At 37.1% G+C, this 26,394-nt stretch carries 30 protein-coding genes; 27 read left to right on the forward strand and 3 right to left on the reverse strand.

Translation table 11 applies throughout. From position 1 onward, the window contains the following. From iolB to M3225_RS07165, 9 genes are all read left to right on the forward strand, one after another. On the forward strand, positions 1-819 hold the full coding sequence (iolB, locus tag M3225_RS07125) for a 5-deoxy-glucuronate isomerase (protein ID WP_251392056.1): 819 nt from the start codon (positions 1-3) through the stop codon (positions 817-819). 15 nt (positions 820-834) lie between these two features. Then, positions 835-1,842: a 5-dehydro-2-deoxygluconokinase gene (iolC, locus tag M3225_RS07130; protein ID WP_251392057.1), complete on the forward strand. Its 1,008-nt coding sequence runs from the start codon at positions 835-837 to the stop codon at positions 1,840-1,842. Positions 1,843-1,866: 24 nt separating this feature from the next. Beyond that, positions 1,867-3,324 (forward strand): CoA-acylating methylmalonate-semialdehyde dehydrogenase, encoded by a 1,458-nt coding sequence (locus tag M3225_RS07135; protein WP_075421975.1) that lies wholly within the window; start codon positions 1,867-1,869, stop codon positions 3,322-3,324. A gap of 120 nt (positions 3,325-3,444) precedes the next feature. Beyond that, a complete protein-coding gene (locus M3225_RS07140) occupies positions 3,445-4,632 on the forward strand; it encodes an MFS transporter (RefSeq protein ID WP_251392058.1) in 1,188 nt (395 codons plus the stop codon). A 77-nt stretch (positions 4,633-4,709) separates the two neighbouring features. Then, on the forward strand, positions 4,710-5,747 hold the full coding sequence (locus M3225_RS07145) for a Gfo/Idh/MocA family protein (RefSeq protein WP_251392059.1): 1,038 nt from the start codon (positions 4,710-4,712) through the stop codon (positions 5,745-5,747). Between the two features lie 102 nt (positions 5,748-5,849). Beyond that, positions 5,850-6,731 (forward strand): sugar phosphate isomerase/epimerase family protein, encoded by an 882-nt coding sequence (locus M3225_RS07150; RefSeq protein WP_251392060.1) that lies wholly within the window; start codon positions 5,850-5,852, stop codon positions 6,729-6,731. Between the two features lie 253 nt (positions 6,732-6,984). Next, positions 6,985-8,037, forward strand: a complete 1,053-nt coding sequence (locus M3225_RS07155) for a LacI family DNA-binding transcriptional regulator (RefSeq protein WP_251392061.1) — start codon at positions 6,985-6,987, stop codon at positions 8,035-8,037. 131 nt (positions 8,038-8,168) lie between these two features. Then, the gene (locus M3225_RS07160; RefSeq protein WP_251392062.1) at positions 8,169-8,474 is read left to right on the forward strand and encodes a hypothetical protein; all 306 of its coding nucleotides are present in this window, start codon (positions 8,169-8,171) and stop codon (positions 8,472-8,474) included. A gap of 169 nt (positions 8,475-8,643) precedes the next feature. Beyond that, on the forward strand, positions 8,644-9,375 hold the full coding sequence (locus M3225_RS07165; RefSeq protein ID WP_251392064.1) for a nucleotidyltransferase domain-containing protein: 732 nt from the start codon (positions 8,644-8,646) through the stop codon (positions 9,373-9,375). 106 nt (positions 9,376-9,481) lie between these two features. Here the strand turns inward: M3225_RS07165 and M3225_RS07170 are convergent, their stop codons facing one another. Further along, a complete protein-coding gene (locus tag M3225_RS07170; protein WP_251392066.1) occupies positions 9,482-10,225 on the reverse strand; it encodes an SDR family NAD(P)-dependent oxidoreductase in 744 nt (247 codons plus the stop codon). 117 nt (positions 10,226-10,342) lie between these two features. On the opposite strand from M3225_RS07170, the gene M3225_RS07175 reads away from it, so the two are divergent. The 12 genes from M3225_RS07175 (at position 10,343) to M3225_RS07230 (ending at position 20,697) form a co-directional block, all read left to right on the forward strand. Then, positions 10,343-11,185, forward strand: coding sequence for a LysR family transcriptional regulator (locus M3225_RS07175; RefSeq protein WP_251392068.1), 843 nt, complete (start codon positions 10,343-10,345; stop codon positions 11,183-11,185). 224 nt (positions 11,186-11,409) lie between these two features. Beyond that, complete coding sequence (locus tag M3225_RS07180) at positions 11,410-11,829, forward strand: GNAT family N-acetyltransferase (protein ID WP_251392069.1); 420 nt, start codon at positions 11,410-11,412, stop codon at positions 11,827-11,829. Between the two features lie 175 nt (positions 11,830-12,004). Then, positions 12,005-12,316, forward strand: a complete 312-nt coding sequence (locus M3225_RS07185) for a hypothetical protein (RefSeq protein WP_251392071.1) — start codon at positions 12,005-12,007, stop codon at positions 12,314-12,316. 149 nt (positions 12,317-12,465) lie between these two features. After that, on the forward strand, positions 12,466-12,993 hold the full coding sequence (locus M3225_RS07190) for an RNA polymerase sigma factor (RefSeq protein WP_251392072.1): 528 nt from the start codon (positions 12,466-12,468) through the stop codon (positions 12,991-12,993). Beyond that, a complete protein-coding gene (locus tag M3225_RS07195; protein ID WP_251392073.1) occupies positions 12,977-14,056 on the forward strand; it encodes a DUF4030 domain-containing protein in 1,080 nt (359 codons plus the stop codon). The genes M3225_RS07190 and M3225_RS07195 overlap by 17 nt, the downstream gene beginning before the upstream one ends. Positions 14,057-14,123: 67 nt before the next feature. Continuing rightward, positions 14,124-14,387, forward strand: a complete 264-nt coding sequence (locus tag M3225_RS07200; protein ID WP_251392074.1) for a YesK family protein — start codon at positions 14,124-14,126, stop codon at positions 14,385-14,387. 62 nt (positions 14,388-14,449) lie between these two features. Further along, a complete protein-coding gene (locus M3225_RS07205) occupies positions 14,450-15,175 on the forward strand; it encodes an ABC transporter ATP-binding protein (protein WP_251392075.1) in 726 nt (241 codons plus the stop codon). Continuing rightward, positions 15,172-15,999 carry an ABC transporter permease gene (locus M3225_RS07210; RefSeq protein ID WP_251392076.1) on the forward strand — a complete coding sequence of 276 codons (828 nt, stop codon included), beginning with the start codon at positions 15,172-15,174 and terminating at the stop codon, positions 15,997-15,999. The genes M3225_RS07205 and M3225_RS07210 overlap by 4 nt, the downstream gene beginning before the upstream one ends. Positions 16,000-16,016: 17 nt before the next feature. Beyond that, positions 16,017-16,787 (forward strand): ABC transporter permease subunit, encoded by a 771-nt coding sequence (locus M3225_RS07215; RefSeq protein ID WP_251392077.1) that lies wholly within the window; start codon positions 16,017-16,019, stop codon positions 16,785-16,787. Between the two features lie 7 nt (positions 16,788-16,794). Beyond that, entirely contained in the window at positions 16,795-17,472 is a 678-nt protein-coding gene (locus tag M3225_RS07220) for a response regulator transcription factor (RefSeq protein ID WP_251392078.1), read from the forward strand. Then, a complete protein-coding gene (locus tag M3225_RS07225) occupies positions 17,460-18,932 on the forward strand; it encodes a sensor histidine kinase (protein ID WP_251392080.1) in 1,473 nt (490 codons plus the stop codon). The genes M3225_RS07220 and M3225_RS07225 overlap by 13 nt, the downstream gene beginning before the upstream one ends. A 307-nt stretch (positions 18,933-19,239) precedes the next feature. Next, entirely contained in the window at positions 19,240-20,697 is a 1,458-nt protein-coding gene (locus M3225_RS07230) for a S8 family serine peptidase (RefSeq protein WP_251392082.1), read from the forward strand. Positions 20,698-20,756: 59 nt separating this feature from the next. Here M3225_RS07230 and M3225_RS07235 read toward each other — a convergent pair whose 3' ends face one another. Beyond that, positions 20,757-21,581: a hypothetical protein gene (locus M3225_RS07235; RefSeq protein WP_251392084.1), complete on the reverse strand. Its 825-nt coding sequence runs from the start codon at positions 21,579-21,581 to the stop codon at positions 20,757-20,759. Between the two features lie 209 nt (positions 21,582-21,790). Here M3225_RS07235 and M3225_RS07240 point away from each other — a divergent pair, with 209 nt between their 5' ends. Both M3225_RS07240 and M3225_RS07245 read left to right on the forward strand, forming a co-directional pair. Further along, positions 21,791-22,117, forward strand: coding sequence for an antibiotic biosynthesis monooxygenase family protein (locus tag M3225_RS07240; protein WP_251392086.1), 327 nt, complete (start codon positions 21,791-21,793; stop codon positions 22,115-22,117). Between the two features lie 244 nt (positions 22,118-22,361). Further along, on the forward strand, positions 22,362-22,502 hold the full coding sequence (locus M3225_RS07245; RefSeq protein WP_251392088.1) for a hypothetical protein: 141 nt from the start codon (positions 22,362-22,364) through the stop codon (positions 22,500-22,502). 475 nt (positions 22,503-22,977) lie between these two features. Here M3225_RS07245 and M3225_RS07250 read toward each other — a convergent pair whose 3' ends face one another. Further along, positions 22,978-23,253 carry a DUF4190 domain-containing protein gene (locus M3225_RS07250; RefSeq protein ID WP_214986168.1) on the reverse strand — a complete coding sequence of 92 codons (276 nt, stop codon included), beginning with the start codon at positions 23,251-23,253 and terminating at the stop codon, positions 22,978-22,980. A 150-nt stretch (positions 23,254-23,403) separates the two neighbouring features. Between M3225_RS07250 and M3225_RS07255 the strand changes: the two genes are divergently transcribed. From M3225_RS07255 to M3225_RS07270, 4 genes are all read left to right on the forward strand, one after another. Then, on the forward strand, positions 23,404-23,841 hold the full coding sequence (locus M3225_RS07255; RefSeq protein ID WP_251392090.1) for a hypothetical protein: 438 nt from the start codon (positions 23,404-23,406) through the stop codon (positions 23,839-23,841). 90 nt (positions 23,842-23,931) lie between these two features. Then, positions 23,932-24,237 (forward strand): hypothetical protein, encoded by a 306-nt coding sequence (locus M3225_RS07260; RefSeq protein ID WP_251392092.1) that lies wholly within the window; start codon positions 23,932-23,934, stop codon positions 24,235-24,237. A gap of 346 nt (positions 24,238-24,583) precedes the next feature. Continuing rightward, positions 24,584-24,796, forward strand: a complete 213-nt coding sequence (locus M3225_RS07265) for a hypothetical protein (protein ID WP_251392093.1) — start codon at positions 24,584-24,586, stop codon at positions 24,794-24,796. A 330-nt stretch (positions 24,797-25,126) separates the two neighbouring features. Next, on the forward strand, positions 25,127-26,389 hold the full coding sequence (locus tag M3225_RS07270; protein WP_251392094.1) for a SulP family inorganic anion transporter: 1,263 nt from the start codon (positions 25,127-25,129) through the stop codon (positions 26,387-26,389). Positions 26,390-26,394 lie beyond the last annotated feature (5 nt).

Raw genomic sequence — 26,394 nt, forward strand, 5'->3', positions numbered from 1 at the left:
ATGGCTGATTTAATCGTACCAACAAAAATAGCTGACAGTGATGGAAACGTACTAAGCATCACGCCGGAATCTGCGGGATGGGAGTACATTGGCTTTGAAGTTTATTCATTAAAAAAAGGGCAAACACTTAAAAAGAACACGGAAAATCAAGAGATTTGTATTGTGATCTTAACCGGTAAGTCCAACATTTCTACGAAAGAAGAGAAATGGGAAAACATCGGACAGCGAATGGATATTTTTGAAAAGATTCCGCCGTACTCCGTATATGTATCGAGTGATGATCACTATGAAGTAGAAGCTGTAACGGACTTGGAAATTGCGGTATGCGCAGCGCCTGGAAAAGGTACATATCCTGCTCGTTTAATTACGCCGCAGGATGTAGGCGTAGAACATCGCGGAGCAGGAAATATTGCGAGACAAGTCCATAATATTCTTCCTGAACAAAAGGCGGCCGATAGTCTGCTAGTAGTGGAAGTGTTTACGCCGGAAGGAAACTGGTCAAGCTATCCGCCTCATAAGCACGATCAAGATAACTTGCCGCATGAATCGTATTTAGAGGAGACGTATTATCATAAAGTCAACCCAGGACATGGATTTGCCGTTCAGCGGGTATATACGGACGATCAATCTCTAGATGAAACAATGATTATTAAAGATGGAGATGCAGTCTTGGTTCCTAAAGGCTATCACCCGGTATCAGCGCCTCCAGGTTATGAAGTTTATTATTTAAACGTCATGGCTGGTCCTGTGCGAACATGGAAATTTAACAATAGCAAAGACCATGAATGGATTATGGAAGAAAAATTAGCATTAAAGTAAGGAGACGACGTGACTATGAGTTATTTAACATTCGATTCGCAAAAGCGATTTGACCTTCTTGCAGTAGGAAGGCTTTGCATCGACTTAAATGCAAATGAATTTAATCGCCCGATGGAAGACACGATGACGTTTACAAAATACGTAGGAGGATCTCCTGCTAACATCGCTATCGGTCTTTCAAGGCTTGGAATGAAGACAGGCTTTATTGGAAAAGTGTCAGACGACCAAATGGGCCGCTTCAGCACCCGGTATTTAAATCAACATAACATTAACACGGAAGGCATTGTAGTTGATCAAACAGGAGCCGTAACGGGACTGGCCTTTACTGAAATTAAAAGTCCTGAAGAGTGCAGCATCCTGATGTACCGTGATAATGTGGCAGACTTAAAGCTTGATCCAACAGAAGTTTCTGAAGAGTATATCAAGCAATCAAAAGCGCTCCTTATCTCTGGAACGGCTCTTGCTAAAAGTCCTTCAAGAGAAGCCGTGTTTCTTGCTCTTGAATATGCGCGAAAACATAGAGTAGTTGTATTTTTTGACGTTGACTACCGTCCGTACACGTGGGAGTCAGAAGCTGAGACTGCCGTCTACTATAATTTAGCGGCAGAAAAATCAGACGTGATTATCGGTACGCGAGAAGAATTCGATATGATGGAAAAGCTTTTAAATTATGAAGAATCAAATGACCAAGTTACAGCTGAACGATGGTTTTCTCATCATGCTAAGATTGTTGTCATCAAGCACGGAGGAGAAGGATCGATTGCTTATACAAAAGACGGCCAGTCTCATCGAGGCGGCATCTTTAAAACGAAAGTGCTCAAAACATTTGGAGCTGGCGACTCCTACGCATCTGCCTTTATCTACGGGTTAATGCAAGGGTTTACAATTCCTGAAGCGATGAGATTTGGCGGTGCTTCTGCTTCCATCGTTATTTCAAAACACAGTTCTTCAGATGCAATGCCAACGGTAGAAGAAATTAAGCAGTTTATGGAGACAGCTGAAGAAGTTCTGCAACAAGCGTAATCAAAAATTGAGAGGAGAATGAACATGACACAAACAACAGTAAAAACAGTAAAAAACTATATTGGCGGCGAATGGGTGGATTCATCTACAAGTCTAACAGAACCAGTTTATAACCCTGCAACGGGTGAAGTCATTGCAGAGGTGCCTCTTTCAACAAAAGAAGATGTAGATCAAGCGGTACAAGCTGCGAATGAAGCATTCAAAGGATGGGCAAAAACTGCGGTGCCAAAACGTGCGCGTATTCTATTTAAATATCAGCAGCTATTAGTAGATAACTGGGACGAATTAGCGAAACTTGTGACGCTTGAAAACGGAAAGAGCTTTAATGAAGCGCGCGGAGAAGTGCAGCGCGGAATTGAATGCGTAGAATTTGCAGCAGGTGCTCCTACGTTAATGATGGGAAAACAGCTTCCTGATATCGCTACGGGCATTGAGTCTGGCATGTATCGCTATCCAATCGGTGTTATTGGCGGAATTACGCCGTTCAACTTCCCGATGATGGTTCCTTGCTGGATGTTCCCTCTTGCGATTGCTTGCGGTAATACGTTTGTATTAAAGCCGTCTGAGCGCACGCCGCTTTTAGCAGCAAGATTAGTAGAATTATTTGAAGAAGCTGGATTGCCAAAAGGCGTATTAAACATTGTAAACGGCGCGCATGATGTGGTAAATGGCCTTCTTGAACATAAATTAGTGAAAGCAATTTCGTTTGTAGGTTCACAGCCAGTAGCTGAGTATGTGTATAAAAAAGGTACAGAAAACTTAAAGCGTGTTCAAGCATTAGCGGGTGCTAAAAACCACTCAATCGTATTAAACGATGCGGACTTAAACGTAGCAACAAAACAAATTATCGGAGCTGCTTTCGGCTCAGCAGGTGAACGCTGCATGGCAGCATCTGTCGTAACGGTGCAAGAAGGCGTGGCAGATGAATTAATTTCACGACTCGTTCAAGAGTCAAACAACATCGTCATTGGAAACGGATTAGAAGAAGATGTTTTCTTAGGACCGGTTATTCGTGAAAACCATAAAGAACGTACGCTTAGCTATATTGAATCTGGCGTAGAAGAAGGAGCTCGCTTAGTTCGTGACGGCCGTGAAGATCATGCGGTAAAAGATAACGGCTATTTTGTTGGACCAACTATTTTTGATAACGTTACACAAGAAATGAAAATCTGGCAAGACGAAATCTTTGCACCGGTGCTTTCTATCGTGCGTGTAAAAACGTTAGAAGAAGCAATTGACGTTGCCAATAACTCTCGATTCGCAAACGGAGCTTGTATCTATACAGACAGCGGCGCAAGCGTACGTGAGTTCCGTGAAAATATTGAGTCAGGCATGCTAGGAGTGAACGTAGGGGTGCCAGCACCTATGGCGTTCTTCCCATTCTCAGGCTGGAAAGACTCTTTCTACGGCGATCTTCATGCCAACGGTACGGACGGCGTAGAGTTCTATACAAGAAAGAAAATGGTTACGGCACGCTACTAAGAATTCACTTATCGTACTATGTACTATGGGATACTAGCGCCATTTGCTAGTACCCTGTAGTACAATCGTATAAAAAAATAAAAGTCGGTTTTTTCACAGTAACAAAATGGAAGTGATTAGTTGAGTGCTATAAGTAGCGTCAAAGATAAGTATCTTTTTGCAGCTGTTTCGTTTATCTTTTGGTTCTCGCAGTTTATTTACGTACCTATTTTGTCTCCTTATATGGAAGGGCTAGGAGGCAAGTATGCCTTTATTGGTTTAGTGTTAAGCAGCTATGGACTCATGCAGCTATTATGTCGCCTTCCGCTCGGGATCTTTTCAGACTTCGTGAAAATGAGAAAACCGTTTGTTATCTTCGGCATGGTAGCCAGCATGTCAAGCTGCCTTCTATTTTCGTTGACCGATAGCTTAATAGGCGTGTTTATATCACGCTGTTTGGCTGGATTGGCAGCGGCAACGTGGGTTGCCTTTACGATTTTATATTCAAGCTACTTTGAACGTGAAAAAACAACTCGTGCTATGAACATTATTTCGTTTATAGTGGTTTTGGCCCAGCTTTTGGGCATGAGTTTAAGCGGTTACATTGTAAGTGAGTGGGGATGGCACGCTCCGTTTTGGATAGGGACGATTTTGAGTATAATAGGCGCCGTTCTTTCCTTTTTCATTTACGAACCTAAAGAGAGCGTAAGCCGCTCGCCTATAAAGCTTAAGGAATTAATCAGCGTAATGAAAGAGCCGTCGCTATTAAAAATTTCGCTGCTGTCTATTTTAGCACACAGCGTTATTTTCACTACCATGTTTGGTTTTACTCCTACGTACGCATTAAGCGCAGGATTTAAAGAGAGTGAGCTGAGTTTGATTGTCTTTTCCTTTATGATCCCTCATGCAGCTGCTTCTCTTATTATGGAGAAGCTATTTGTTTGGCGATTTGGAAAATGGACGATCTTGAAGGCGGCATTTTTTCTGGCTGCATTTTTTACCTGTATGATACCTATGACAGAAAATAAAATCTTGCTTTGTGTCATTCAAAGTTTGAACGGGTTTTCATTAGGATTAGTGTTTCCTCTTATGTTAGGAATGTCTATTGAAAAAATAGCTGTAGAAAAGAGAGCTACGGCGATGGGAGGCTACCAAGCGCTGTATGCGTTAGGAATATTCGGAGGTCCTTTTGCTGCAGGAATATTAAATTCTTGGGTGGGACTTAAAGCAGGCTTCTTTTTTGCAGCAGCATTAGGGTTAACCGCTACCGTTTTTGCAGCGGCATGGGACAAAAAAACAGCGTCATATAAAATGTTTAAAGCAAAATAAAACGTATGGCAGTAAGCATTTATTTCTATTTTTAAGCACTATTATTTAAGTTCAGATATTAAAGGAGGCCATAGATTATGGTGTTAAAAATTGGCGTTATTGGAACGGGAGCAATCGGACAAGATCATATTAGAAGAATTACAAATACATTATCAGGCGGCAAAATTGTTGCGGTTACGGATGTAAATCAAGAACAAGCAAAAGCAGTTGTAAAAAATCAAAACTTAGATGCCGTTATTTATGACGACGGACATGAGTTAATTAAGTCAGAAGGTGTAGATGCAGTTGTTGTTACTTCTTGGGGACCGACGCATGAAGAGTTTGTGCTAACAGCGATTCAAGCTGGAAAACCTGTATTTTGCGAAAAGCCGCTTGCTACAACAGCAGAAGGCTGCAAAAGAATCGTTGACGCTGAGATTACACACGGCAAGCCATTGGTGCAAGTCGGCTATATGCGCCGCTATGATACAGGGTATCGTGCTTTAAAGAAAGTGATTGAAAGCGGGCAAATTGGTGAAGCATTAATGGTTCACTGCGCACACAGAAACCCTACGGTACCTGATACATATACAGGTGATATGTCAATCGTTGATACATTCATCCACGAAATTGACGTTTTGCGCTGGTTATTAAATGACGATTATGTATCTGTTCAAATCGTGGCACCGAGAAAAACGAGCAAGGCACTTGAACATCTGCAAGATCCAATCATGGTGCTACTCGAAACGAAGCAAGGCGTTCGAATTGATGCTGAGGTCTTTGTAAACTGCCAGTACGGCTATGATATTCAATGTCAAGTAGTAGGAGAAGCAGGAATTGCCAACTTACCTGAACCTTCAAGCGTCGTTTTACGCAGCGAAGCAAAGAAATCTACTGAAATTTTAGTAGATTGGAAAGATCGATTCATCGACTCTTATGATACTGAACTTCAAGACTGGATTAATTCAACGCTTAAAGGCGAAGTGAATGGACCAACAGCATGGGATGGTTACGTTGCGGCCGTTACTTCAGATGCTTGCTTAGAAGCGAAAAAATCAGGAAACATTGTTCCTATTTCTTTAGGCGAACGTCCTGATTTCTATCATAAAACATTAAGCGCAGCAGGCAAAATGTAAGCGTAAGAACGCTCTGTTTATGAAACAGCTTACTCATAGATCACATTAAAATACTGGGGGATGGGCACGTCTAGTGTGCATAAAAGAAAGGGGAGCTTTAAATTGCGTTTAGCATATGATCCGTCACATTACCGTGATAATACAAGTTTAAAAGATACGATTGATACAGTTGCAAGATTAGGTTATGAATACGTAGAGTTATCTCCGCGCAAAGATTTTATTTGGTTTTATGAATACCCAAAAGTTGATAAACAGCGTATAAAAGACTTAAAAAGATATTGTGCCGATGCTGGTGTGAAAATTTCTTCTGTGCTTCCGGTACAGCAGTGGTCTTCACCAAATGAGCAGGAACGTGAAGCGGCAGTAAGGAACTGGAAGCGTACCATCGAAATTACTTCTGAGCTGGAAGTAGATTTAATGAACAGTGAATTCAGCGGTGACAAGAGCCGACCTGTTGAAAGCGAAGCGGCTTTTGTTAAATCAATGGAAGAGCTGATGCCGATTTTTGAAAGAGAAGGAATTAAGCTTAACCTACAATCGCATCCAAATGATTTTATCGAATTAAACACAGAAGCTATTGCAATGATTCGTGCGCTGGATAAAGACTGGATTAAATTAGTTTATTCTGTCCCTCATGCTTTCTTTTATGACGATGGCATTGGTGATGTAGCGAAGCATATCGATGAAGCAGGTGATTTGCTTGCACACGTTCTAATAGCCGATACGCTTAACCATAAAGCAGCGTTTGGACTGCGCTATATTGTAAATCCGCCTGATGCGAATGTAACGATTCACCAGCATTTAAATCCTGGTGAAGGAGAAATTGATTTTGATGCATTGTATCGCAAGTTAAGAGAAATTAAATTTGATGGCATCGTAACAAACTCTGTATTTGCCTACCCTGATCGACCAGAATGGTCAAACGAAGTAACGTTAAAGTCGATTAGAGAAGGATTAAATATTAAAGAAGGCCTAAACATTTAACGTGATCGACTGAAGTGATGCGAAACATAAAAAGATATGTTTTGCATCACTTTTCATGGTTTATGCTTGAAATAAGATCAGAACTTGTGGGCATAGCTAGTTTAAAATAGTCTTAATTGTTCTATTCAGACCCCCATCATGATGATAAAGAGAGGCTTTATTATGCTAGTAAGGTATAATAGAGATGGATGCAAAACGGATAGAACTTTTCATTATAAAATGTTAATTACTACAGATAAAGGTGAGTGAACGTATGTCAGTTAAAATGAGTGATGTGGCCAAACTAGCTAATGTAGCTCCAGCTACTGTCTCGCGAGTTCTTAGTCAGCCCCACCTAGTAAGCAAAGAAACGCAGGAAAAAGTCTTAAAGGCCATTGAAGAATTAAATTATCAGCCCCATATTATCGCTAGACAGTTCAGGAAAAAAGAAACAAAAACCATTTTAGTAGTTGTTCCGGATATTACCCACCCGTTTTTTTCGGAAGTTCTTAAAGGAATTCAGCATACGGCCATTAAAAGCGGCTACCGAGTGATTTTAGGAGATACAGAAAACGATATTGAGCGAGAAGGAGAGTTTGTTGATTTATTATTCCAAAAGCAAGCGGACGGCATGATCCTGTTAACAGCCCGCATGGATAAAGATAGAATTGAACAAGTCTCCAGACAGTTCCCTACGGTTCTTGCATGCGAATACATTGATGGCTTAGATATCTCTACCGTATCTATTGATAATATTAGCGGGGCGCGAAAAATAACGGAGCATTTAATAAGCCTTGGGCATACCAAAATCGCGCATATCACTGGTCCTATGAATGTTATCTTAAGCCGTGACCGATTAAAAGGGTACCGCCAAGCTATGATTAGTCACGATTTACCCGTGGATTCCGCTTTTATTCAAGAAGGAGATTTCAGCTTAGAGTCCGGTTATCATCAAATGATTCGCTTATTATCGTTAGAACAACGACCAACTTCCGTATTTGTTTTTAATGATGAAATGGCGATAGGAGCGATAAAAGCTGCAAAAGACAGCGGGTTAAAAGTGCCTGAAGATATAGCTGTAGTAGGGTTTGATAACTCAAAAATGTCGGATATCATTGAACCTCATATTACAACGATTGAGCAGCCTAAATATGAAATTGGAAAAAAAGCGATGGAATTATTACTTGGATTAATGAGCGGAAAAGCGTTAGAACGAAAAAAGTTTGTATTAAAAGATGAACTAATCGTACGCGAGTCTTGCGGAAGTAAATCTACAGTGAAAAATTTTATACAGCTTGAAGGCTCAGCTGCGAAACTTAAGAATTAAATAGTATGATTCAAGCGCTATGCTATGACGTTTTCTGCTGAGAAGTAAACAAGAGAAACAGTCATTTTTGCCTTCTCTTGTTTACAGCAAAGTGGAATTAATAACCTGATAGAAAAGAGAAGGTGGCTTTAGTGAGGATTACGGGAACGGTATTCAAAAAAAGGACATATCCAAAGCATCACTATAAAAGAATGGATCACCTCTCTTTTTTGGAGGTGAAAGATAACATCCAGTTTGATGGCGATGTGCTGAAGATCATTCCTGTTCTTAGTCAAAAAGCCATGGAATCTTGGAATATAGGAGATGAAATTGATGTGGAAGGTGAAATGAAGTATATTCGCATCATTACGTCATTAGGAAAGCTCAGCCTGCTGCCTGTCCCTGTGTTTATCGTAAAAACAATTAGGGAAATAAAACCTTCTTCTATAACTCGTTAAGCTGTTAGCCATTAAAAAGTTGTTGGTGGTCATAAACCGCATTTACATTTTAACGGGGATTAAATTCTGAAATTTCTTATAAATCACATATTCATTCAAGTCTATTTTTAAAAGGAATTTCTACGTTCTAACCAGAAAAATAATATATATCATTTTCTGGAGGAATACGATGAAAGAGCTAAAAAGAGTAGAGCCACTACAAGCAGCTAAACAATTTATTTTCACCCATTATCCTAATTGTCCAGGCGCATTACTCGCCGGGAGCGTGATTAGAGGAGAAGCTACGCACACGTCTGATCTTGATCTTGTTATTTTTGATGATAGTCTTACTTCTTCTTTTAGAGAGTCACTCATTGAATTTGGATGGGCAATAGAGGTTTTTGCCCATAATCTGACTTCATACCAAGCTTTTTTTAAAAGCGACTTCGAAAGGGCTAGACCTTCACTGCCGAGAATGATTTCCGAGGGAATTATTTTAGTGGATAATGGGATTGTCCAGTCTATAAAAAAAGAAGCGAAACAATTACTAGAAAAAGGCCCGGAAAAATGGACAGAAGAGACGATTACACTAAAAAGATATTTTATAAGTGATGCCTTGGATGATTTAATTGGTTCTTCAAATAAAAGTGAAGCACTTTTTATTGCCAGCACGCTCGCTTACATAACGCATGAATTTGTTTTAAGAACAAATGGTCACTGGATTGGGGATTCTAAATGGATTGTACGATCTTTGAATCACTATAATGAAAGCTTCAGTAAAGAGTTTGTAGAGGCATTTGATACCTTTTATAAAACAAGGAATAAAGATAAAGTGATTCAACTAGTTGATAAAGTGTTAGAACCATATGGAGGCCGGCTATTTGAAGGATTTTCACTTGGGAAAGAGCGATTAAATGAGTAGCATAGTGCTTGTTAGAAGCTAAGTTTATACATCGTAACCCCACTACTGTTTCTTGCTAGTAGTGGGGTTTGTTTTTTAGGAATATTCACGTATGCTACGTGTGATATTAAAGAGTTTGTCCGCTATCAATCGTGAACACTTGGCCCGTCACAGATTCTTGCTTTAGCTGAAACAAAATAGCATCTGCAATATCTTCAGGGGAAGAAATGCGCTGAAGAGGTAAATTTCCTGCAAGCTGATACATCTTATCTTCGTTGCCAGACCACCATCTTGTGTTGACTGCACCAGGAGAGATGCAGTTTACACGAATATCGGGTGCCAATGCAATTGCTAACGACTTAGTCATCGTATGAATCGCTGCTTTACTTGCTGCATAGGGAATAGATGACCCGATTCCAGTTGTACCCGCAACACTTCCTACATTAACAATCGCTCCTGACTTTTGCTTTTTCATATGTGGAACGACTGCTTTTACACAGTGAAACATGCCTTTTACGTTTACATCATATAACGAGTCCCATACGTCATCAGTTGCAGCCTCTAAGTCATCCATAGGAATTTGAGCTGTAATACTAGCGTTATTAACTAATCCATCTAACCGTCCGAATTGTGCAATCGTTTGATTGATCATTTCATTAACTTCATGCTCTATGGCTACATTCGCTTTAAAAGCAAATGCAATGCTTCCTTTTTCTAAAATTTCCTCAACAACATTTTTTGCTTCTTTTTCTGATTTACTGTAGTTTATAACAAGTTTTGCGCCTCTATCGGCTAACTTTAAAGTTGTTGCTTTACCAACACCAGTGCCGCCGCCGGTAATAATAAATACTTTATTTGTAAAATCATTCATTTCTCTAAACCTTCCTTTCTCTTAACATCTTTTATTATATATTCCATCAAAAAAAGGATATAATAGGTAATACTAAGAGAGGTATCATTTAAAATGATATCAACGGAGGAATTGAAATTGGAAAGCCCAGACTTACGAATTTTTAAATGTGTTGCAGAAACAAAATCACTCTCAAAAGCTGCAGAGGTATTAGGATATGTTCAGCCGCACATCAGCCAGCGAATGAAAAACTTAGAGGAAGAGTTAGGTACTAAATTATTGACACGTACGAATAGAGGCGTCACGTTAACAGATGAAGGGGAGGCTTTGTTTAACTATGCCCAGCGTATTTTACGTTTAATGGACGAAGCTAAAGCAGAAGTTAATCCAAATAAGTTTAGAAAATCTTTAATCATTGGTGCTTCGCAGACGGTCTCTGCTATTAAAGTTCCTTCTTTATTTTCGTCTTTTCTTAAAGAATATCAAAATATTGAGGTTAAGATAAAAACAGATAGAAAACAAGCTTTACAAGAAATGCTTTCGTACGGAGAAATTGATGGACTTTTTCTTAGCGGAACTTATAACGAGGCGCAGTTTGATTCGGTTTATCACTATGTAGAAAAGATGGTACTCATTTTACCTCCATATGAAGATAGAGAAGAAAACGATCAACCAACGCTACTCATCAATAGTGATGTGAACTGCATCTATAGAAACAGACTATTAGCGTTTTCTAGAGAACATCACATAAACAAGGGAAATATCATGGAATTTGATTCATTAGAAGCTATTTTACAAGGTGTCCGTGATGGACTTGGAATGAGTGTAGTGCCAGCTAGTATAGTAAATTCTCGTAGTGATATGCAAAGCATTCAATATCAAGAGCTTTCAGAAGACGTTCAAATTGATTTTGTGGTAAAGAAAGGAAAGCAGCGCTCGCAAAGTCTTAAAAAGTTTATTAGCTTTTTAGGCAGTCTATAAATCGAGTATTTATCTTAGGTTCAAATCGTATAGGATTTGAACTTTTATTTTTGTCTATATTTTGATTAAATGTACCTTCTTTTAGAATCTACTTTTATATATTGAATATATGTTTTTTATAGCCTGAATACTCGTCATGATTTGAAAGATAAATGGATGATACACCAAGGACTTGTATTTTAAAGACCGAAATAGTTTATATAAAAATAAAAGGAGTAGGTTCTATGAAGATTTCCCTTTCAAATTGTATAGAAAATGTTGAATGGTCGAGGATGAAAGAAATTTACCACTCCGTAGGGTGGAAGAAACATGATGAAGAAAAGATCAAAAAAGTATTTCAATCAAGCCATGCAGTAGCGATCGCTTATGAAGAAGATAACATAGTAGGGTTTGGCAGAGCTCTTTCAGACGGTGTTTTTAATGCTGCCATCTATGATGTTGTGGTTGAAGAGCATTATCAGAATAAAGGAATCGGACAGCAAATTATAAGAAACCTGCTTACTCAGCTTAAAGATATTTCCTGCATACATCTTGTTTCCACAGCAGGCAATGAAGAGTTTTATAGAAAAGCAGGGTTTCGTAAAATGAAAACTGGTATGGCTCGTTATTTAAATCGTACTTTAGCGGAAGAATATTTAGAATGAGTTATGTCTAAGAGTATCAACCAGGTGACATTTTAGAGTATGTACCAAATGAATAATAAAGAGGACGTAGAAAAATCTAGGTCCTCTTTTTCTTTTTGATGTTGAGACTTTGTAATCTGTGTATTTTAACTTAGTAATATATGGTATTATTTTCTTTAGTTAGGAGGTATTTGAAATGAGTATTCCAAAAGAAAATAAACCAATTTTATTAACGGTTATTTTGCTAGCGGCTGCGGTTGTTGTGTTTTTTGCGGATTGGCTATTTCCGCAAAATTCAACTTTCCCAAGTAGAAGGGGTGATTTGACCATTCCGCTGTGGCTGTTTTTTGCGATAGACGTTGGTTTTATTGTTGCATTAGTTTTAGGAGTCCGAACGAAGAAGCCGAGCGTTGTATGGTTTAGCATTATAGCTAACAGTATCTTTTTTGTTTTGCTTTCTGGCGTGATGATTTTATTGATGATTGCGAATGGAATTTCTGAGCAGTAAGCTGCTTTTTAAATAATCATTTTATAGATTGTGATAGTAAAAGCTTTCTTAATTAGGAGAGCTTTTTTATTTTTGTAAATAAAAACCACAACTTTTTTTTCTAGATTACGTCTAAGTAACGAATATTAGTTAAAAGGATGGTCAGGACATTGGAAAATACGAAAAAAGAAGAGATTGAGCGTTGGTATGACGAACATAGTGACGCTTTATTAAAATTTATTTTGATGCTCGTAAAAGATTATCAGCAAGCTGAAGATTTGACCCATGAAACATTCGTAAAAGCCTATCTTTCCTATGATTTATTTCAGCAAAACTCTAGTGAAAAGACGTGGTTATTTCGTATTGCTCATAATGTAACGATCGATTATTTTAGAAAACAGAAGCCTACTAGTCTTTTAAAAGACTTTCTTCTTTCGAAAAAGGATCAGGATCGTTTACCTCAAGAAATGATTGAGCTTAAAGAAACCTCTCTAGAACTGTATCAAGCGTTAGGAAAGCTAAAAGATTCACATCGTAAAGTTATTTTGCTGCGCAAAGTTCAAGGTTTTTCCGTTAAAGATACAGCTACTATTTTAGGCTGGTCTGAAAGCAAAGTGAAATCAGCGCAGTTCAGGGCAATTCCTGCTTTAAGAAAGCAGTTAGTAAAGGATGGATATGTATATGAAGAAACCGTTTAATTCTTATATAGATGACAGTTCACTAGAAAAATTGAATGAGGAGTTGATTTGGAAACCAACGAGGAAGCAAAAACATAAACAAAGGCTTTTAGAAACAATTAATCAATTAGAATCTGCACAACCAGTGAAATATAAAGGAAATCTATTTTCTATAAAACAAAATCGTCTTCTAAGAAATGTTGTATATTGTGGTATTGCACTTTTTATTTTGAGCGGTGCATTCATTAGTTTAGCATTTGTTTCTCCAGCAATGGCGCAAGTAGCTGCTAAAATCCCTTATTTAGGACAGCTTTTTAAGCAAAAGCCTGTATCCGATGTATTGTATCAAGAGCTTGAGAAAAAGGGATATAAAACGGCTAGTGTGGGGCAGACCTATTATGGAGGAAAAAAAGAATTAGTTGTATCGGTAGAAGGATCGGAGAAGTATTTTAATAAGGTACGAGAAGATATAACTGATATTGCAAGCAAAATTTTATCCAAAAGGCAATATGATGCCTATACTTTTAAGATTGAAAGAATGGAACCCTATGTATATACAGAGCCGAATGCGCAAGAGAAAAAAATTGAAAAAATTCAAACTGATATTTCTACAGAATTGGAGAAGCATCAATACAAATTTTTATTAGCTAACGTTAGTTTTGACTCTCCACCAAGAGTAGAGCTGGAAATTCCTAATACAGAAAAGAGAGTGGAAGAAATAAAAGCCGTTATTCATGCTGTTCTGGCTGAAAATAAGACAGAGAATGCTTCAATAAAAATAAAGAAAATAAACCTTAAGAAACGTGATCAAGACGGTCGATGGGGAAATATTGTTACTGATGTCGGTGAAGATTTATTAGGAAAAGAGAAGTATCATGTAAAGATGGTAGGCTATTCTGTTCATCCTGAACCACAAGTGCTTATCTACACTTCATTAAGCATTTCCGAGGACAATAAAAAATTTGCGAGTGAACTTGAAGAAATGATTAATGAATTTCTTGAAACAAAAGAAATGAAAAATAAGGTGAAAGATGATTCTTATCAAGTGTTGATTTACGGAAAGGGGAAGAAAAAGCTAAATTAAACACAGTATCTAAGTATCTTTCTCTATACGTTGATTAATAACAGATATCTTGAAAGGTTGATAGATTATGATGATTGGTGGGCCTTTACTTATTGCACTGCTACCAGGTGTATTTGTACTCGTATTAACTTGGCTGTTCAGAAGGATGAAATGGAACAAGGTCATTAGAATGCTTCCTTCAATGTTAACTGTTATCGCTGCCGTTGTTCTTTTTTATATTGGTTATGTAGAAGTAAGAGGTTTTGAAGGTGCTGGCTATTTGTTCTTATCCGTATGTTTACTTTTGTTCGCGATTGCATCCTTTATCATCGCTAAAAAGCCTGTAAGATAATTTTTATAAACTTTATAAATTCTTTATAAATCCCTTCTATACTACGTGTAGGAGGGATTTATATGAATAATATCATTTTAGATGTAAAGAGTGTTTCTAAAAAAGTAAAGCGTCGTCACTTAGTAAAAGAAGTATCTTTTCAAATTAACGAAGGAGAAATATGCGGACTATTAGGGCCAAACGGTGCTGGTAAAACAACATTAATTCGTTTGTTGACGGGGTTAATTAAGCCAACTGAGGGAGATATTTTCATTAATAACAAAACGATTCTTTCACAAAGAAAAGAAGCGTTGCAAAGCGTTGGCGCAATTGTGGAGTCTCCTATCTTTTTTCCTTATATGACGGGAAAAGAAAATCTAACAAATTTAGCTCGCCTGCATTCATTTCGCACAAAACAAGAAAGGCAACAAAGAGTAAAAGAAGTGCTTGAAATTGTGGGATTAACCGGCAGAGAAAACGATAAAGTTCGAACGTATTCTCTTGGGATGAAGCAAAGACTTGGCATTGCTCAAGCACTAATAGGTAACCCGGACTTATTAATATTAGATGAACCGGCCAACGGCTTAGATCCAATGGGCGTACGTGAACTGCGCGAACTGCTTTTTACCTTAAAACGTGACTATAACAAAACCATTCTTATCTCTAGCCATTTACTAGATGAATTACAAAGAGTATGTGATCAAATTGTCGTGATGAGAGAAGGAGAGCTAATGTGGGACGGGGCTTTGGATCAGCTGGCTTCTGGTAAAAATCTTGAAGATGCGTTTGTAGAGCTGGTGTCACAATGAAGGAGCTGTTACTAGCGGAGTGGGAAAGACTTTGGAAAAGAAAAGTGACGTGGCTGGCCTTTCTATTAGTGCCGGTGGTGCTGTTAGTCGCTTCTTCCTATCTCCAAAAACAAAATGGAGTAATTACAGTGGATTTACCTCAGTATACGTTTGCGGGAAACTTTCCTGTACTGAGCTTAGCCGAAATGTTATTCACCGTTTTTAATGCCATGTTCTTAATTTTTATTACGCTTGTCGTTACCGGAGAGTACCGATCGGGACAGCTACGAATGGTCATGATACGCTCGTATTCTTTTAAAGAAATCATCATAGCGAAAGCCGCAGTGCTTCTGCTGTTTAATTTACTGTTTTTTATTACGTATTTTTGCATGAGCTATGCGATAGGCTTTCTTATGTTTGAACACCCTCAAACATACTCTGTGTTCTACCAGAGTCATGCTTTCAACGCAAAAGAAGCATTCGTATATAATCTTTCATTTTACGGTTATGCCTATTTAACGACTATTGCGATATGCTGTGTTTTGTTTTTTATTTCTGTCATCAGCAAAACGACCACTACGGCTGTTGGAATTGGTGTTGCTTTTATACTGATCTCGTTTTCGTATCCTACTTTATTAACAGGATTTAAGCAGTGGATAAGTCAAGAGCTCTTTGGACAGCTGTTTTTCACTTCTGTACCAATGATTCAATGGCAAGGCATCACAGTAATGATGGCAGAAAAGCCGCAGTTTGTAGGTTGGAATTTCGGTGTTTTAGGTTTTTATATTTTACTTTTTGGCAGCCTGACGTTTTTAGCTGTTCGAAAAAAAGAATCATTTTTATAAAAAGGAGAGAAGAAATTATGACAGGACTTTTTATCAGTGAATTAGAGCGAACGTTTAAACGAAAAAAGACAGCGGTTGTATTAGCCGTGTACGCAGGGTTACTTGTTTTTATTTGGTTCTTTTTATTTCGAATGGGAGGCATTTCTTTTTTTGATGCAGACCATGCTGTGAAAATTGATTCCTTAAATTCGGCACCTTTGTTTCTTCGAGAGCTATCGTTTGTTATTACGTTTATTGTCATTCCTATGTTTACTGTAGATAGCTTTAATGGAGAGTACACGTCGGGAGCTCTACGCATGGTATTAATTCGATCACATCATCGTTTGACGCTGTTTTTCGTGAAATGGACAGTTCAATGTTTACTGATTTTTCTTATTCTTTGTATAACTTGGCTAGTGGGAACATGCCTTGGCAAGGTAGCTATGCCTCATGTAAACGAGACAACGTTTTTGGGAGGACAGACTGTAGGGACTGTAGAAGCATTTTTATATTCGCTAAAATTTTATGGCATTTGTTTTTGTATCTTCATAGCGGTTATTAGTATCGCCAGCATTATTAGTGTCCTAATGCCTAACTCTATTTTATCTTACGTTGCAACCATTGGTGCTTTAATTGGAAGTGTCTATGTTTCAGATAAACTAAGCTTCTTTTTTTCCATAACAGATTCTGTTTTCCATGAATTAAGCAGCTCAAACTCAGAATTTTTAGTAAACCTATTATTTCCAATTTTGTTCATTAGCCTTATAATAAACCTATTCGTATGGAAAAAGAAAGAATGGATAGGATGAGTTGGAGATGAACAAAAAAATTTTACTAGTGGATGATGAAAAAGACATTATTTCATTTATGAAAGATGCGCTGCATGATGAAGGATACGAGGTTTTGTTTGCTTACGAAGGGAAAGAGGCGTTAAAAAAGTTAAAAATAAATCCAGATTTAATTGTCCTAGATGTGATGATGCCTGGAATGGACGGCTTTGAACTTTGCGAACTTATCCGAAAAAGCATATCATGTCCTATCATCTTTTTAAGTGCAAAACAAACGGAGCAAGATCGAGTAAAAGGACTATTAGTGGGTGGAGATGATTATTTAGTTAAACCTTTTAGCATGAAAGAACTAAAAGCCCGAATTTATGCCCATCTGCGCCGAGAACAGAGAATCAGCAATAATTCGTACAACAGGCTTCATTTTGGACAGCTAACCATTGATTTAAACGGATATCAAATTCTACATAACAATGAAGTTATTCCGTTTACTTCGAGAGAATTCGAGATTATTCACTTTTTGGCTCTTCATCCAGGGCAAGTTTTCACACGTGAGCAGCTGTATGAAAAAGTTTGGGGCTACGACGCGGAAGGGGATTCATCTACCATTACAGAACACGTAAAGAAAATTAGAGCAAAACTATTAAAATATGACGCAACACCTTATATCTCGACCGTTTGGGGAATTGGCTACAAATGGGTAAAATAAAAAAATGGATGCACCGAGCAACGTTAAAGGCTCAGTTTGTTTTATCTTTTCATTTGATCTTGCTGTATAGCTTGCTTGCTACGCTTTTAACGTGGGGTATTGTCATAACAGTAAACTGGGTTCTTATGCCCGGAGCACTGAATCCAGCAAATTATTATGAAAAACAAATTCCCGATATTCTTCAGTTCGTTAAAGAAAAAGAAGATACGCTCCTTTCTACACGTGTTAAAAAACAAGTGGAATCTGTTATTCCGCTAGAAGGAATGGATTATCAAGTTATAAATAAAGAAGGGCAAATTCTTTATGGATCAATGGCTACTCAATACATTAAGAATAAACGTGATTTTTATTCTCAAGTCAATACAAATATACATGCAGGTAAATATATTATAAAGGTTTATCCTCTTTTTAATTCAAAAGACGAAGTAAATGGTGCAATTGCGTTAAGGTATCAATTAAATATGGCTTCTACTAATCCAAATATTAAATGGATTGTTGCGCTTGTAACGTTTTTATCGTTAGCCAGCCCTTTTCTTTACTTTTATTTGTTTGCTTATTTGTTTGGAAGACGATTTAGTAGAAGAATAGAAAGACCTTTTAACGAGCTTATGACAGCCGCAAAAAATATTCAAAATAATAATTTAGATTTTTCACTGTCAATGACCCAAGACGCAAAAGAATTAAGTCAGCTCTTACATGCATTTGAAGAAATGCGAAAAGAATTAAAGCAATCACTATCTAAACAATGGCAGCTAGAAGAAGACCGGAAAGAGATGACTGCTGCGATTGCTCATGATTTGAGGACTCCTCTTACTATTATTCATGGCCATACAGAAATTTTAGTAGAAGGGAGCAAAAAGGACCCAGAGAGGCTCAATAGATATTTACATACCATTTACACGAACACACTTCGGTCTATTCAACTATTAAACCAGCTGCAAGAAGTCTCGGTCATAGAAAATCCGGGATTTACTGTAAAACGAGAACCTATCGATATTAACACATTTGTTCATGAGAAAGCAGACGAACTTCAGCTTTTATGTCAAAAAAAAGAGATTACATTTTTATCTTCGGTTAGTGAATCACAAGCACCCATCCAATTTCATGGAGATCCTCAGCGCATTTCTCAAGTGTTAGATAATATCATCACAAACTGTATCCGCTACACGCCTGAAAGAGGAGAAATAGTTTGGAATACCGTGATTCATCACAAAGAAATAATTTTTGAAATACATGATACGGGTCCTGGCTTTGCGTTATCGAACAAAGAACAGTTATTTAAAAAGTTTTACAGAGAAGATACGTCAAGAACAGGCGGCCACGGAAACTTGGGACTAGGCCTTTATATTGCTCATTCCATTGTTAAAAACCATGGAGGAAGTATCATGGCCGATAATAAGGACACTGGAGGAGCTTTTATCAAGGTCGTTCTTCCAATGGGGGAAGAAGTAAACTCGTAAAAAAGAACTCTCCAAAAGGAGAGTTCTTTCACATAACCGTCTTTTAACATTTTACTCAACCTTTCTCTTTTAACGTTTACTATAGAGAAACTTTACTCCTTATTATTTGATGCATCAAATAATAAGGTTTTTTCACGTAATAAATGAGCTATAAAACCTTTTAAAAACCCTTATTTTGGTTATTGTTTGTGAAAAATAACCCCAGTCATATTTTAAATAATCGTAATCTATTAGAAAAACTTGGAATTTAAAAGAGTATGTAATAAGATAGTATATGATAAATATTTCCATATATAGGAGGAGACATATGCAAAAGAAAATTCTACATACGGTGCTTTCGCTTGCAGTAGGAGCTGGAATACTTTCCGTTGGTGGAGTTCCTACTCAAGCTAAGGGTCAAGATCAAAAGATAAGTAACACATACGCAATTGCTTTTAAAAATGGATTGCCAGACAACTATCAAGAGATCATTCAAAAAGCTGGTGGCAAAGTGACTAAAGCGCTTCCTGAAGTGGGAGGAATAGAAGCTCAATCTGAACAGGCTTCTTTTCTTAACAATTTAAAAGGAAATTCTTCAATCGAAGCTGCTAACAGAGAAATTCCTCTAACCTTGGACAAAACAGCAGTTAGTCCTTATAACTATCAATCTAGTATTAGCAGCTCACAGAATTCAGAGAATTATTGGGACTCTCAGTGGGATATTCAACGAGTGACAAATGACGGAAAATCTTATGAGGTAGAAACAGGCGGGTATAAAAATAAAGATGGTAGTACCACTCATAAAGCAGTGGTAGGAGTAATTGATACGGGTATTGATGAGTCTCATCCTGATTTAAAAGATAATATACTAGGTGGACGTAATCTTGTTCCTGCTGGAATGGATGAATCTGAAACAGGGGATCCTGCGGATATAAAAGATCGTAATGGACACGGTACGCATGTTGCCGGAATCATTGGAGCCAATGGAAAAGTAAAAGGAGTGGGACCGGAACTCGGAATACGTTCTTATCGCGTACTGTACTCAGAGCAAGCTCTTGGGCTGCCAGCTTGGATTATAGACGGAATTATTGCCGCAACAAATGATGATGTTGATGTTATTAATATGTCTCTTCGTTTCTATAATAATAACAAGATGACTATTGAAGGAGAAAGTTATAAATCAATCGCTGAAACGCTGCTTTGGAAAAGAGCCATTCAGTATGCTGTAAGAAATGGCGTAACAGTCGTAGCCGGTAGCGGGAATGAAAGTTTGAATTTGGATAATAAAAAAGAAGTAAACGACTTTTTAAATAACATGTATGAACCATATGGAATAAGTGTTAAAGGGCCTGCAACTGTCGTACCGGCACAAATGCCAGGAGTGATTAATGTGTCGGCTTCCACAAAATGGTCAACTCAGCAGCTTGCTTTCTATTCTAATTATGGAAACAGTGCCATTGACGTAGCGGCTCCAGGAGGGGATTTTGGAGAGAAATATGCTAAAACCAATGATCCTGCAGCGGCTGATCCAAGCAATTTAATCCTAAGTACATGGCCCACTTATTTAGGGACTTCTTATGAGCTGAACGCCGGTACTTCTATGGCCACTCCTCAAGTAGCTGGAATTGCAGGAGTTCTTAAAGCGGCTCACCCTGAATACAAACCTGCTCAAGTAACAGCCCGTATTAAGCAAACAGCTTTTGACTATGGAAAAAAAGGACACGACGCTTTATTTGGTTCAGGAGAAGCAAATGCCTATCGAGCGTTAAAAGATATAAAGAACTAGCGCTTGTAATGAATACAGCAAAAAAGCCTCTCTAAAAATTGCTTTTAGAGAGGCTTTTTTTAAAAATCACCGGCTTTGGCAATTCCTAAATTAGATTCGAAATCTGTAATGTAAATACAGGCATTTGTATACTTTTCAGATGCTTTATAGCTAAAGCCTCTACTTACACTATAATCTTCACCTATAGGTTTATAAGCTTGAATAGACTTAATTTGGTTGTCTAAAGACAAATCAAAATTATGAGTGGCTTTTTTTAACTGTTCGAGCTGCAGTTTTGTAAAACTGTCGCGATGTTTTTGAATTTCGTCTTGCATGAGTTCTATTTTATATTTAGACAGGGTGTTAATATGATCGATTGCAGGACCCATATCTTTTTTTATTTGTGCTTCAGAAGAACGCATATGTTTATTATCAAATAAGGCCAATTCGTTATTGTCTTCATCCCAATCTTTTGTTGCATTTATCATGTCATGCATATTGTTCATTAGCGTCACTTCATAGATGGTCTTGCTTGAATTAAATCTTTTATAGGATTTTACATACTCTTTTTCGGTTAAAGCATCTACATCTTTTTCTAATTGCGATATGCTTTCTTTTAGCTCGTTATTACTTTGTGTTTTTACTTTTGACATACTATTAATAGACGCAGACAGCAAGTTAAAATCATTTTTATAGCTTTGAAACGTTTTATCTTCTATCTTTGCGTCTTTATTGATTAAGCGTTCGGACTCGTTTTGCAGGAATTTCAGCTCTATGGCTAACTCTTTTTTTGCCTCACTTCCATCTATGCTTTCATTGCTTGAACGCGCGGGACTGCACCCCATTAATCCAAGCGCCAAGGCGATTGTAATAGTTCCTGTTGTTACCTTGCTTATGTTCCTCATGTTGAAACTCCATTTCTACTTGTTTATTACTTACATATAAAAGACTATATCATAAAAATGGAATATTTATCTTACTGTACTATTAAATGTTATATTTTGTGTGGATAAACTAAAAAAGTATTATAATGGAATTTATAAAAGTAATGCTAAAGATAATAGAAAATATACTTTTTTCATTATTAAGTTGACTTATAAAGGAGGAAATCAATATGGCTGGAATTGTCAAAACCCCCGAACCGCCTTATTATGCCGTTATTTTTGCTTCTGAAAGAACAGAAGGTGAGAAGGGATATGGAATAATGGCAGATAAAATGGTAGAGCTTGCATCTAAACAAAAAGGCTTTTTAGGAATAGAAAGTGCCAGAGATAAAGATTTAGGTATTACCGTTTCATACTGGGATTCTTTAGAATCAATAAGGATGTGGAAACAAAACTCAGCCCACCGCGCAGCACAGCACAAAGGGAAAACAGAATGGTATCAAAAGTTTTCGCTTAGAGTGTGCAAAGTGGAGAGGCATAGCTTTTTTGAGATGTAGGGAGTAATATATGATAAGCATTTTCTATCGGTGGCTGTTGGAGAAGATTTGACTTAGGAAGTTACACGTCGGAGCAATTAAAGAAAAAGAGCAGAATCTTTTGGACTACGTTTATTTTTAAACGAAGCGAAGGGCTAAAGAAAATAGTAGATGCTGCTTATCAAAGAAAACTGTTATAACATTCCATATTAGATTGGATGGGTTCGTATATGGTTGATTGTTTTAAAAAAGGGGAGAAGCCGTTATGTTTTTAGCTATTATAGAATTTATAGCCGTTTTTATCACTTTGTGTTCATTAGAAGCAAAGCTAAGAACGATCGTCCAACAAAATGAAAGAAGCAGTGCATTCAAAATGAAGTTTGCGATTTTTTCTTGCAGCGTTTAAAAACAGACTTAAAATAAATACTTCAAGATGTTTTTAAACAGAGAGATTTTAAAGAGGAAGGAGGCTAATTGAAGTGGCACGCATCATCAACTTCTGGTCATTTACGTTTGCATTACTGTGCGGGGGTTTGTTTTTTCTCGCTTTTAATCACCCTTCATTATTGTATATAAATTTTTGTTTAGCAATTATTCTATTTTTTATCGGTATCGCAGGGTTCTTTAGAATAAACAATTGGGCATCGGCTCTAAGAAGTGTGTTGACAGTGGTAATTGGTGGTATATTAATTCTAGTTACAAGATTTATTATCTTTATCCAAACGTTAAAAACAAGCAGATCCTTAGCAAGGATCCGGTTGTTTAACAATGAATTTAAAGTTAGCAGTACATATCTGACGTAGAAATCATGATAACCTTATGCAAGATTATTACCTTCTTACATTCCTTTTTGCTACTTATGATAAAAAACCCAAGTCTTTCTACTCCATCGTGGTTCCCGCAAATACAAACGTAATAATTCCTAACACAAAGAGTAGCTGAGAAACCACTCCTACTATACTGCAGATAAGTCCGGAAATAGCGAGCCCTTTACCGCCTTGATTGGTAGCGGCTATTTCATTTGATGCTTTCTTATAGAGAAAAATGCCAATAATACCTGTAATAAAACCGATGATAGGAATAAAAATGGACAGGACACCTAGAGTTAGAGAAACAATAGAGGTGGTATTTACTTGAGGTTTTGTATTAGTTTCCAATGTATTCACTCCCTATAAATTTTACTTTTTTGATTATACCATAAAAAGGAAATGGTGTTGTTGAGATAACAAAACCTTTTATAATTAGATTAAATGTGTAAAAATGTTATGTATTGTCATTTATTTTTTATGGATAGGAAAGGACGTAGTATGTTAAGACAATTTGTTTTAAGCCTGAGTAGCGGGCTTCTTGCATGTGGACTTACCGCATGCCAAAGTAACAATGAGACAGTAAAACTAAAAAAGGAACCAAAAACCATCTCTATTTCTCAATCGAAAGGATACAATGGTTTTTATGATGACTATTTCTACTCTTCACAAGATCAAAAGGTGACAGAAACGATAGAAAGAGCTATTGAATCGGCTGCTCCAACTAATAAAAATGTGATGATTCTAAGACCTATGTACGATATTTATATTGAATACAAAGATTCTTCCCATAAAGAAATGCATTTAACCTTAACAGACAGGGGAGAACAGGGCTATTTATCAACAAATAATTCAAACAAAGAAACACCAACAAAATTTTATAAACTGAGCAAACAAGATCTCAAAAATATAACCGATCTCATTGGCGATAAAGCTTAATTTATGAGGATTTTTACAAAAGTTAATTGTGTCCTCTATCTACATGTATTATAGTAAAAGATGCAGTTTTAAAATGAGAAAGGAGATTATATGGGGAATTTGTTTAAACATGCTTCAAACGTATCAAAAACCGCTTTTCTTGCTACACTGATTTTGTATATCATTATTATAGCGTCTTTTATTCCGTCAATTGTATTTGCGGGGAATGTATTTGCTATACTAATCAAAATAGCAGCAGCACTTGTAATCTTAGTGACAATCCTAGGGATGATTTATTCTTTCTTTATTAAAGGCGGCCAAAAATTTCTTTTTTTACTGTTACATGCCGCTTCTTTATTCATTGTCTTGTTTAGTATCTCTGCTTTTATGATAGCTAAAAGCGCTGAGTTGACATAGTGAAGAGGAATTACATATGCAAAAAGGCAGGAGGACTCCTGCTTTTTTATTTTTAGCTATATACATGCAATCGCTATGCTTTTATACTACCTGAGCTCAATGTTTACTACTCTATCTTCCTGTTCTTCTCACGGTTGCTTGGTCTTCATTCTGCCACGTTGATTTGATTAAGCTCTTTCCCATCCTTATTAATATTCTAACTTTTATAGCCGCGCCGGACTTGTTTAACAAGAAAAAAGAAGGAAAAGAAATAAATAGAAGATGTGATAATTTGGAAATAACCATAACCTTAGCAGCGGGTAGGTTTTTTTTATTTTTATCCTGTTATAAGAGAAAGGAGGATAATATGACGAAATGGTATAAGCATGCGCTGACCTCTTTTGCTGTAGGTGTTTTAAGCTTTGTATGTTTTATGATTTATAGTAAAGTAGCAGCAAATGCCAATCTTCAGTTGAGTCAGGCGTTGTTTATTTCAATTGGTATAGGCATTGGTTCAGTCCCAGTATCCTTTTTTGTAGCGTATCAAAAGAACAAAGAGAAGAGAAAGTTTCATAGCTAATTTGCTTATCAAATGCTTAAAAGTACTACTTTTAAGGATGTTTTATAGAGTTATCTTGCTTGCTATATTTATAAATAGGCAATATAGGTTTTACCTAGACTCATCTAAAAAAATAACTAAAAGAATAAATTATAATAATTTTTAAGAAAATTTTAATAACTAACTAAGAAAATTCTAATTTCCTCTTTATTTTTTTGTAAGTTGTCTCATTTAAGATAGAAGTAATCGAGTAGCCCACCTTATTTTGGATGGATTAAAGCTAGATAAGGTTGTATGACGAAAATACGAATGGGTAACCTCACTACTTAAAATGGAGGCTGATGTACACTTATGAATCTAGAGGTTTTTCGAAATTACTCCTTGCATCATTTGAAGAAAGATATACTATCAGGTATTGTTGTTGGCATTATAGCTATACCTTTAGGGTTAGGATTTGCGATAGCTTCTGGAATATCGCCTGTTACAGGACTTTATACAACGATTGTAGCGGGATTGTTAATTGCTATTTTAGGTGGATGTAGGTTTCAAATTGCAGGACCTACCGGTGCGTTTGTTCCAGTTTTATTAGGTATCGTATTGCAATATGGCTATGAAAATTTATTAATTGCGGGCTTTATGTCCGGAATTCTCCTCATTATCTTTGCGCTATGCAAAGTAGGAGTTTTAATCAAGTTTTTTCCGTCATCTATTATTGTAGGATTTCAGTCGGGGATTGCGCTGATTATCTTTAGTGGGCAGATCCCAAACTTTCTTGGATTACACGCTATTGAAAAATATCAGTATTTTCATTTGAATATAAAAGAGATTGTTGGTAATTTACACTTCATCAACATCTATAGCATCGCTACAGCGGTATTGTGCTTAGTTACAATTTTAGTTGTTCTTTACTTTTCACCTAAATCGCTGGGGCTGTCCTATTTACTTGGAATTATTGTATCAACTGGCTTGGCTTCTTATTTCTTTTCAAATCAGTTTGAAACCATTGGTTCCATTTATGGAAAGATACCTAGTCATTTTCCGGCGCCAACGTTTCCTGATATAACAATGGAGAGGGTTGTAACTCTTTTACCTTCTGCTTTTGTGATTGCTATACTTGTAGGGTTACAATCTTTACTGACAGCTCGCGTTGCAGATGAAATGACGAAATCAAAGCACAGCAGCAAAAAAGAACTGATCGGCCAAGGAATTGTAAATATGGTGACGCCGCTGTTTTCAGGTATTCCTGCAGCGGGGGAAATTGCAAGAACTGTTACCAATATTAAAAACGGCGCTTCGTCTCCAATTGCAGGAATCACGCATGCTATCTTTGTTTTGATTGTGCTGTTAGTACTCGCTCCATATGCTTCATACGTTGCACTTGCTAGTCTCGCCCCAGTTTTAATGGTCGTGGCATGGAACATAAGTAAGAAAGAACAGTTTTCAAAGGTGGTAAAAGAAAAATCATTTCATTCGCTGGTTTTACTCACGACCTTTTTGTTAACGGTTTTTACAAACTTGACGATAGGAATAGGCGTTGGATTGTGCTTATCTGGTGTACACTTTATGATAAAAAAGACCAAAGAAAAACAAAAATTATTAAGAAAAACTGGTTAACAGAA

The organism is Priestia aryabhattai (assembly GCF_023715685.1).
GTDB lineage: Bacteria > Bacillota > Bacilli > Bacillales > Bacillaceae_H > Priestia > Priestia aryabhattai_B.

Bases quoted from the DNA above. Each gene is read 5' to 3' on its own strand.
- iolB (WP_251392056.1), top strand. From the start codon at position 1: ATGGCTGATTTAATCGTACCAACAAAAATAGCTGACAGTGATGGAAAC.
- iolC (WP_251392057.1), top strand. From the start codon at position 835: ATGAGTTATTTAACATTCGATTCGCAAAAGCGATTTGACCTTCTTGCA.
- M3225_RS07135 (WP_075421975.1), top strand. From the start codon at position 1,867: ATGACACAAACAACAGTAAAAACAGTAAAAAACTATATTGGCGGCGAA.
- M3225_RS07145 (WP_251392059.1), top strand. From the start codon at position 4,710: ATGGTGTTAAAAATTGGCGTTATTGGAACGGGAGCAATCGGACAAGAT.
- M3225_RS07155 (WP_251392061.1), top strand. From the start codon at position 6,985: ATGTCAGTTAAAATGAGTGATGTGGCCAAACTAGCTAATGTAGCTCCA.
- M3225_RS07165 (WP_251392064.1), top strand. From the start codon at position 8,644: ATGAAAGAGCTAAAAAGAGTAGAGCCACTACAAGCAGCTAAACAATTT.
- M3225_RS07170 (WP_251392066.1), bottom strand. From the start codon at position 10,225: ATGAATGATTTTACAAATAAAGTATTTATTATTACCGGCGGCGGCACT.
- M3225_RS07180 (WP_251392069.1), top strand. From the start codon at position 11,410: ATGAAGATTTCCCTTTCAAATTGTATAGAAAATGTTGAATGGTCGAGG.
- M3225_RS07185 (WP_251392071.1), top strand. From the start codon at position 12,005: ATGAGTATTCCAAAAGAAAATAAACCAATTTTATTAACGGTTATTTTG.
- M3225_RS07195 (WP_251392073.1), top strand. From the start codon at position 12,977: ATGAAGAAACCGTTTAATTCTTATATAGATGACAGTTCACTAGAAAAA.
- M3225_RS07200 (WP_251392074.1), top strand. From the start codon at position 14,124: ATGATGATTGGTGGGCCTTTACTTATTGCACTGCTACCAGGTGTATTT.
- M3225_RS07205 (WP_251392075.1), top strand. From the start codon at position 14,450: ATGAATAATATCATTTTAGATGTAAAGAGTGTTTCTAAAAAAGTAAAG.
- M3225_RS07210 (WP_251392076.1), top strand. From the start codon at position 15,172: ATGAAGGAGCTGTTACTAGCGGAGTGGGAAAGACTTTGGAAAAGAAAA.
- M3225_RS07215 (WP_251392077.1), top strand. From the start codon at position 16,017: ATGACAGGACTTTTTATCAGTGAATTAGAGCGAACGTTTAAACGAAAA.
- M3225_RS07220 (WP_251392078.1), top strand. From the start codon at position 16,795: ATGAACAAAAAAATTTTACTAGTGGATGATGAAAAAGACATTATTTCA.
- M3225_RS07225 (WP_251392080.1), top strand. From the start codon at position 17,460: ATGGGTAAAATAAAAAAATGGATGCACCGAGCAACGTTAAAGGCTCAG.
- M3225_RS07230 (WP_251392082.1), top strand. From the start codon at position 19,240: ATGCAAAAGAAAATTCTACATACGGTGCTTTCGCTTGCAGTAGGAGCT.
- M3225_RS07235 (WP_251392084.1), bottom strand. From the start codon at position 21,581: ATGAGGAACATAAGCAAGGTAACAACAGGAACTATTACAATCGCCTTG.
- M3225_RS07240 (WP_251392086.1), top strand. From the start codon at position 21,791: ATGGCTGGAATTGTCAAAACCCCCGAACCGCCTTATTATGCCGTTATT.
- M3225_RS07245 (WP_251392088.1), top strand. From the start codon at position 22,362: ATGTTTTTAGCTATTATAGAATTTATAGCCGTTTTTATCACTTTGTGT.
- M3225_RS07255 (WP_251392090.1), top strand. From the start codon at position 23,404: ATGTTAAGACAATTTGTTTTAAGCCTGAGTAGCGGGCTTCTTGCATGT.
- M3225_RS07260 (WP_251392092.1), top strand. From the start codon at position 23,932: ATGGGGAATTTGTTTAAACATGCTTCAAACGTATCAAAAACCGCTTTT.
- M3225_RS07265 (WP_251392093.1), top strand. From the start codon at position 24,584: ATGACGAAATGGTATAAGCATGCGCTGACCTCTTTTGCTGTAGGTGTT.
- M3225_RS07270 (WP_251392094.1), top strand. From the start codon at position 25,127: ATGAATCTAGAGGTTTTTCGAAATTACTCCTTGCATCATTTGAAGAAA.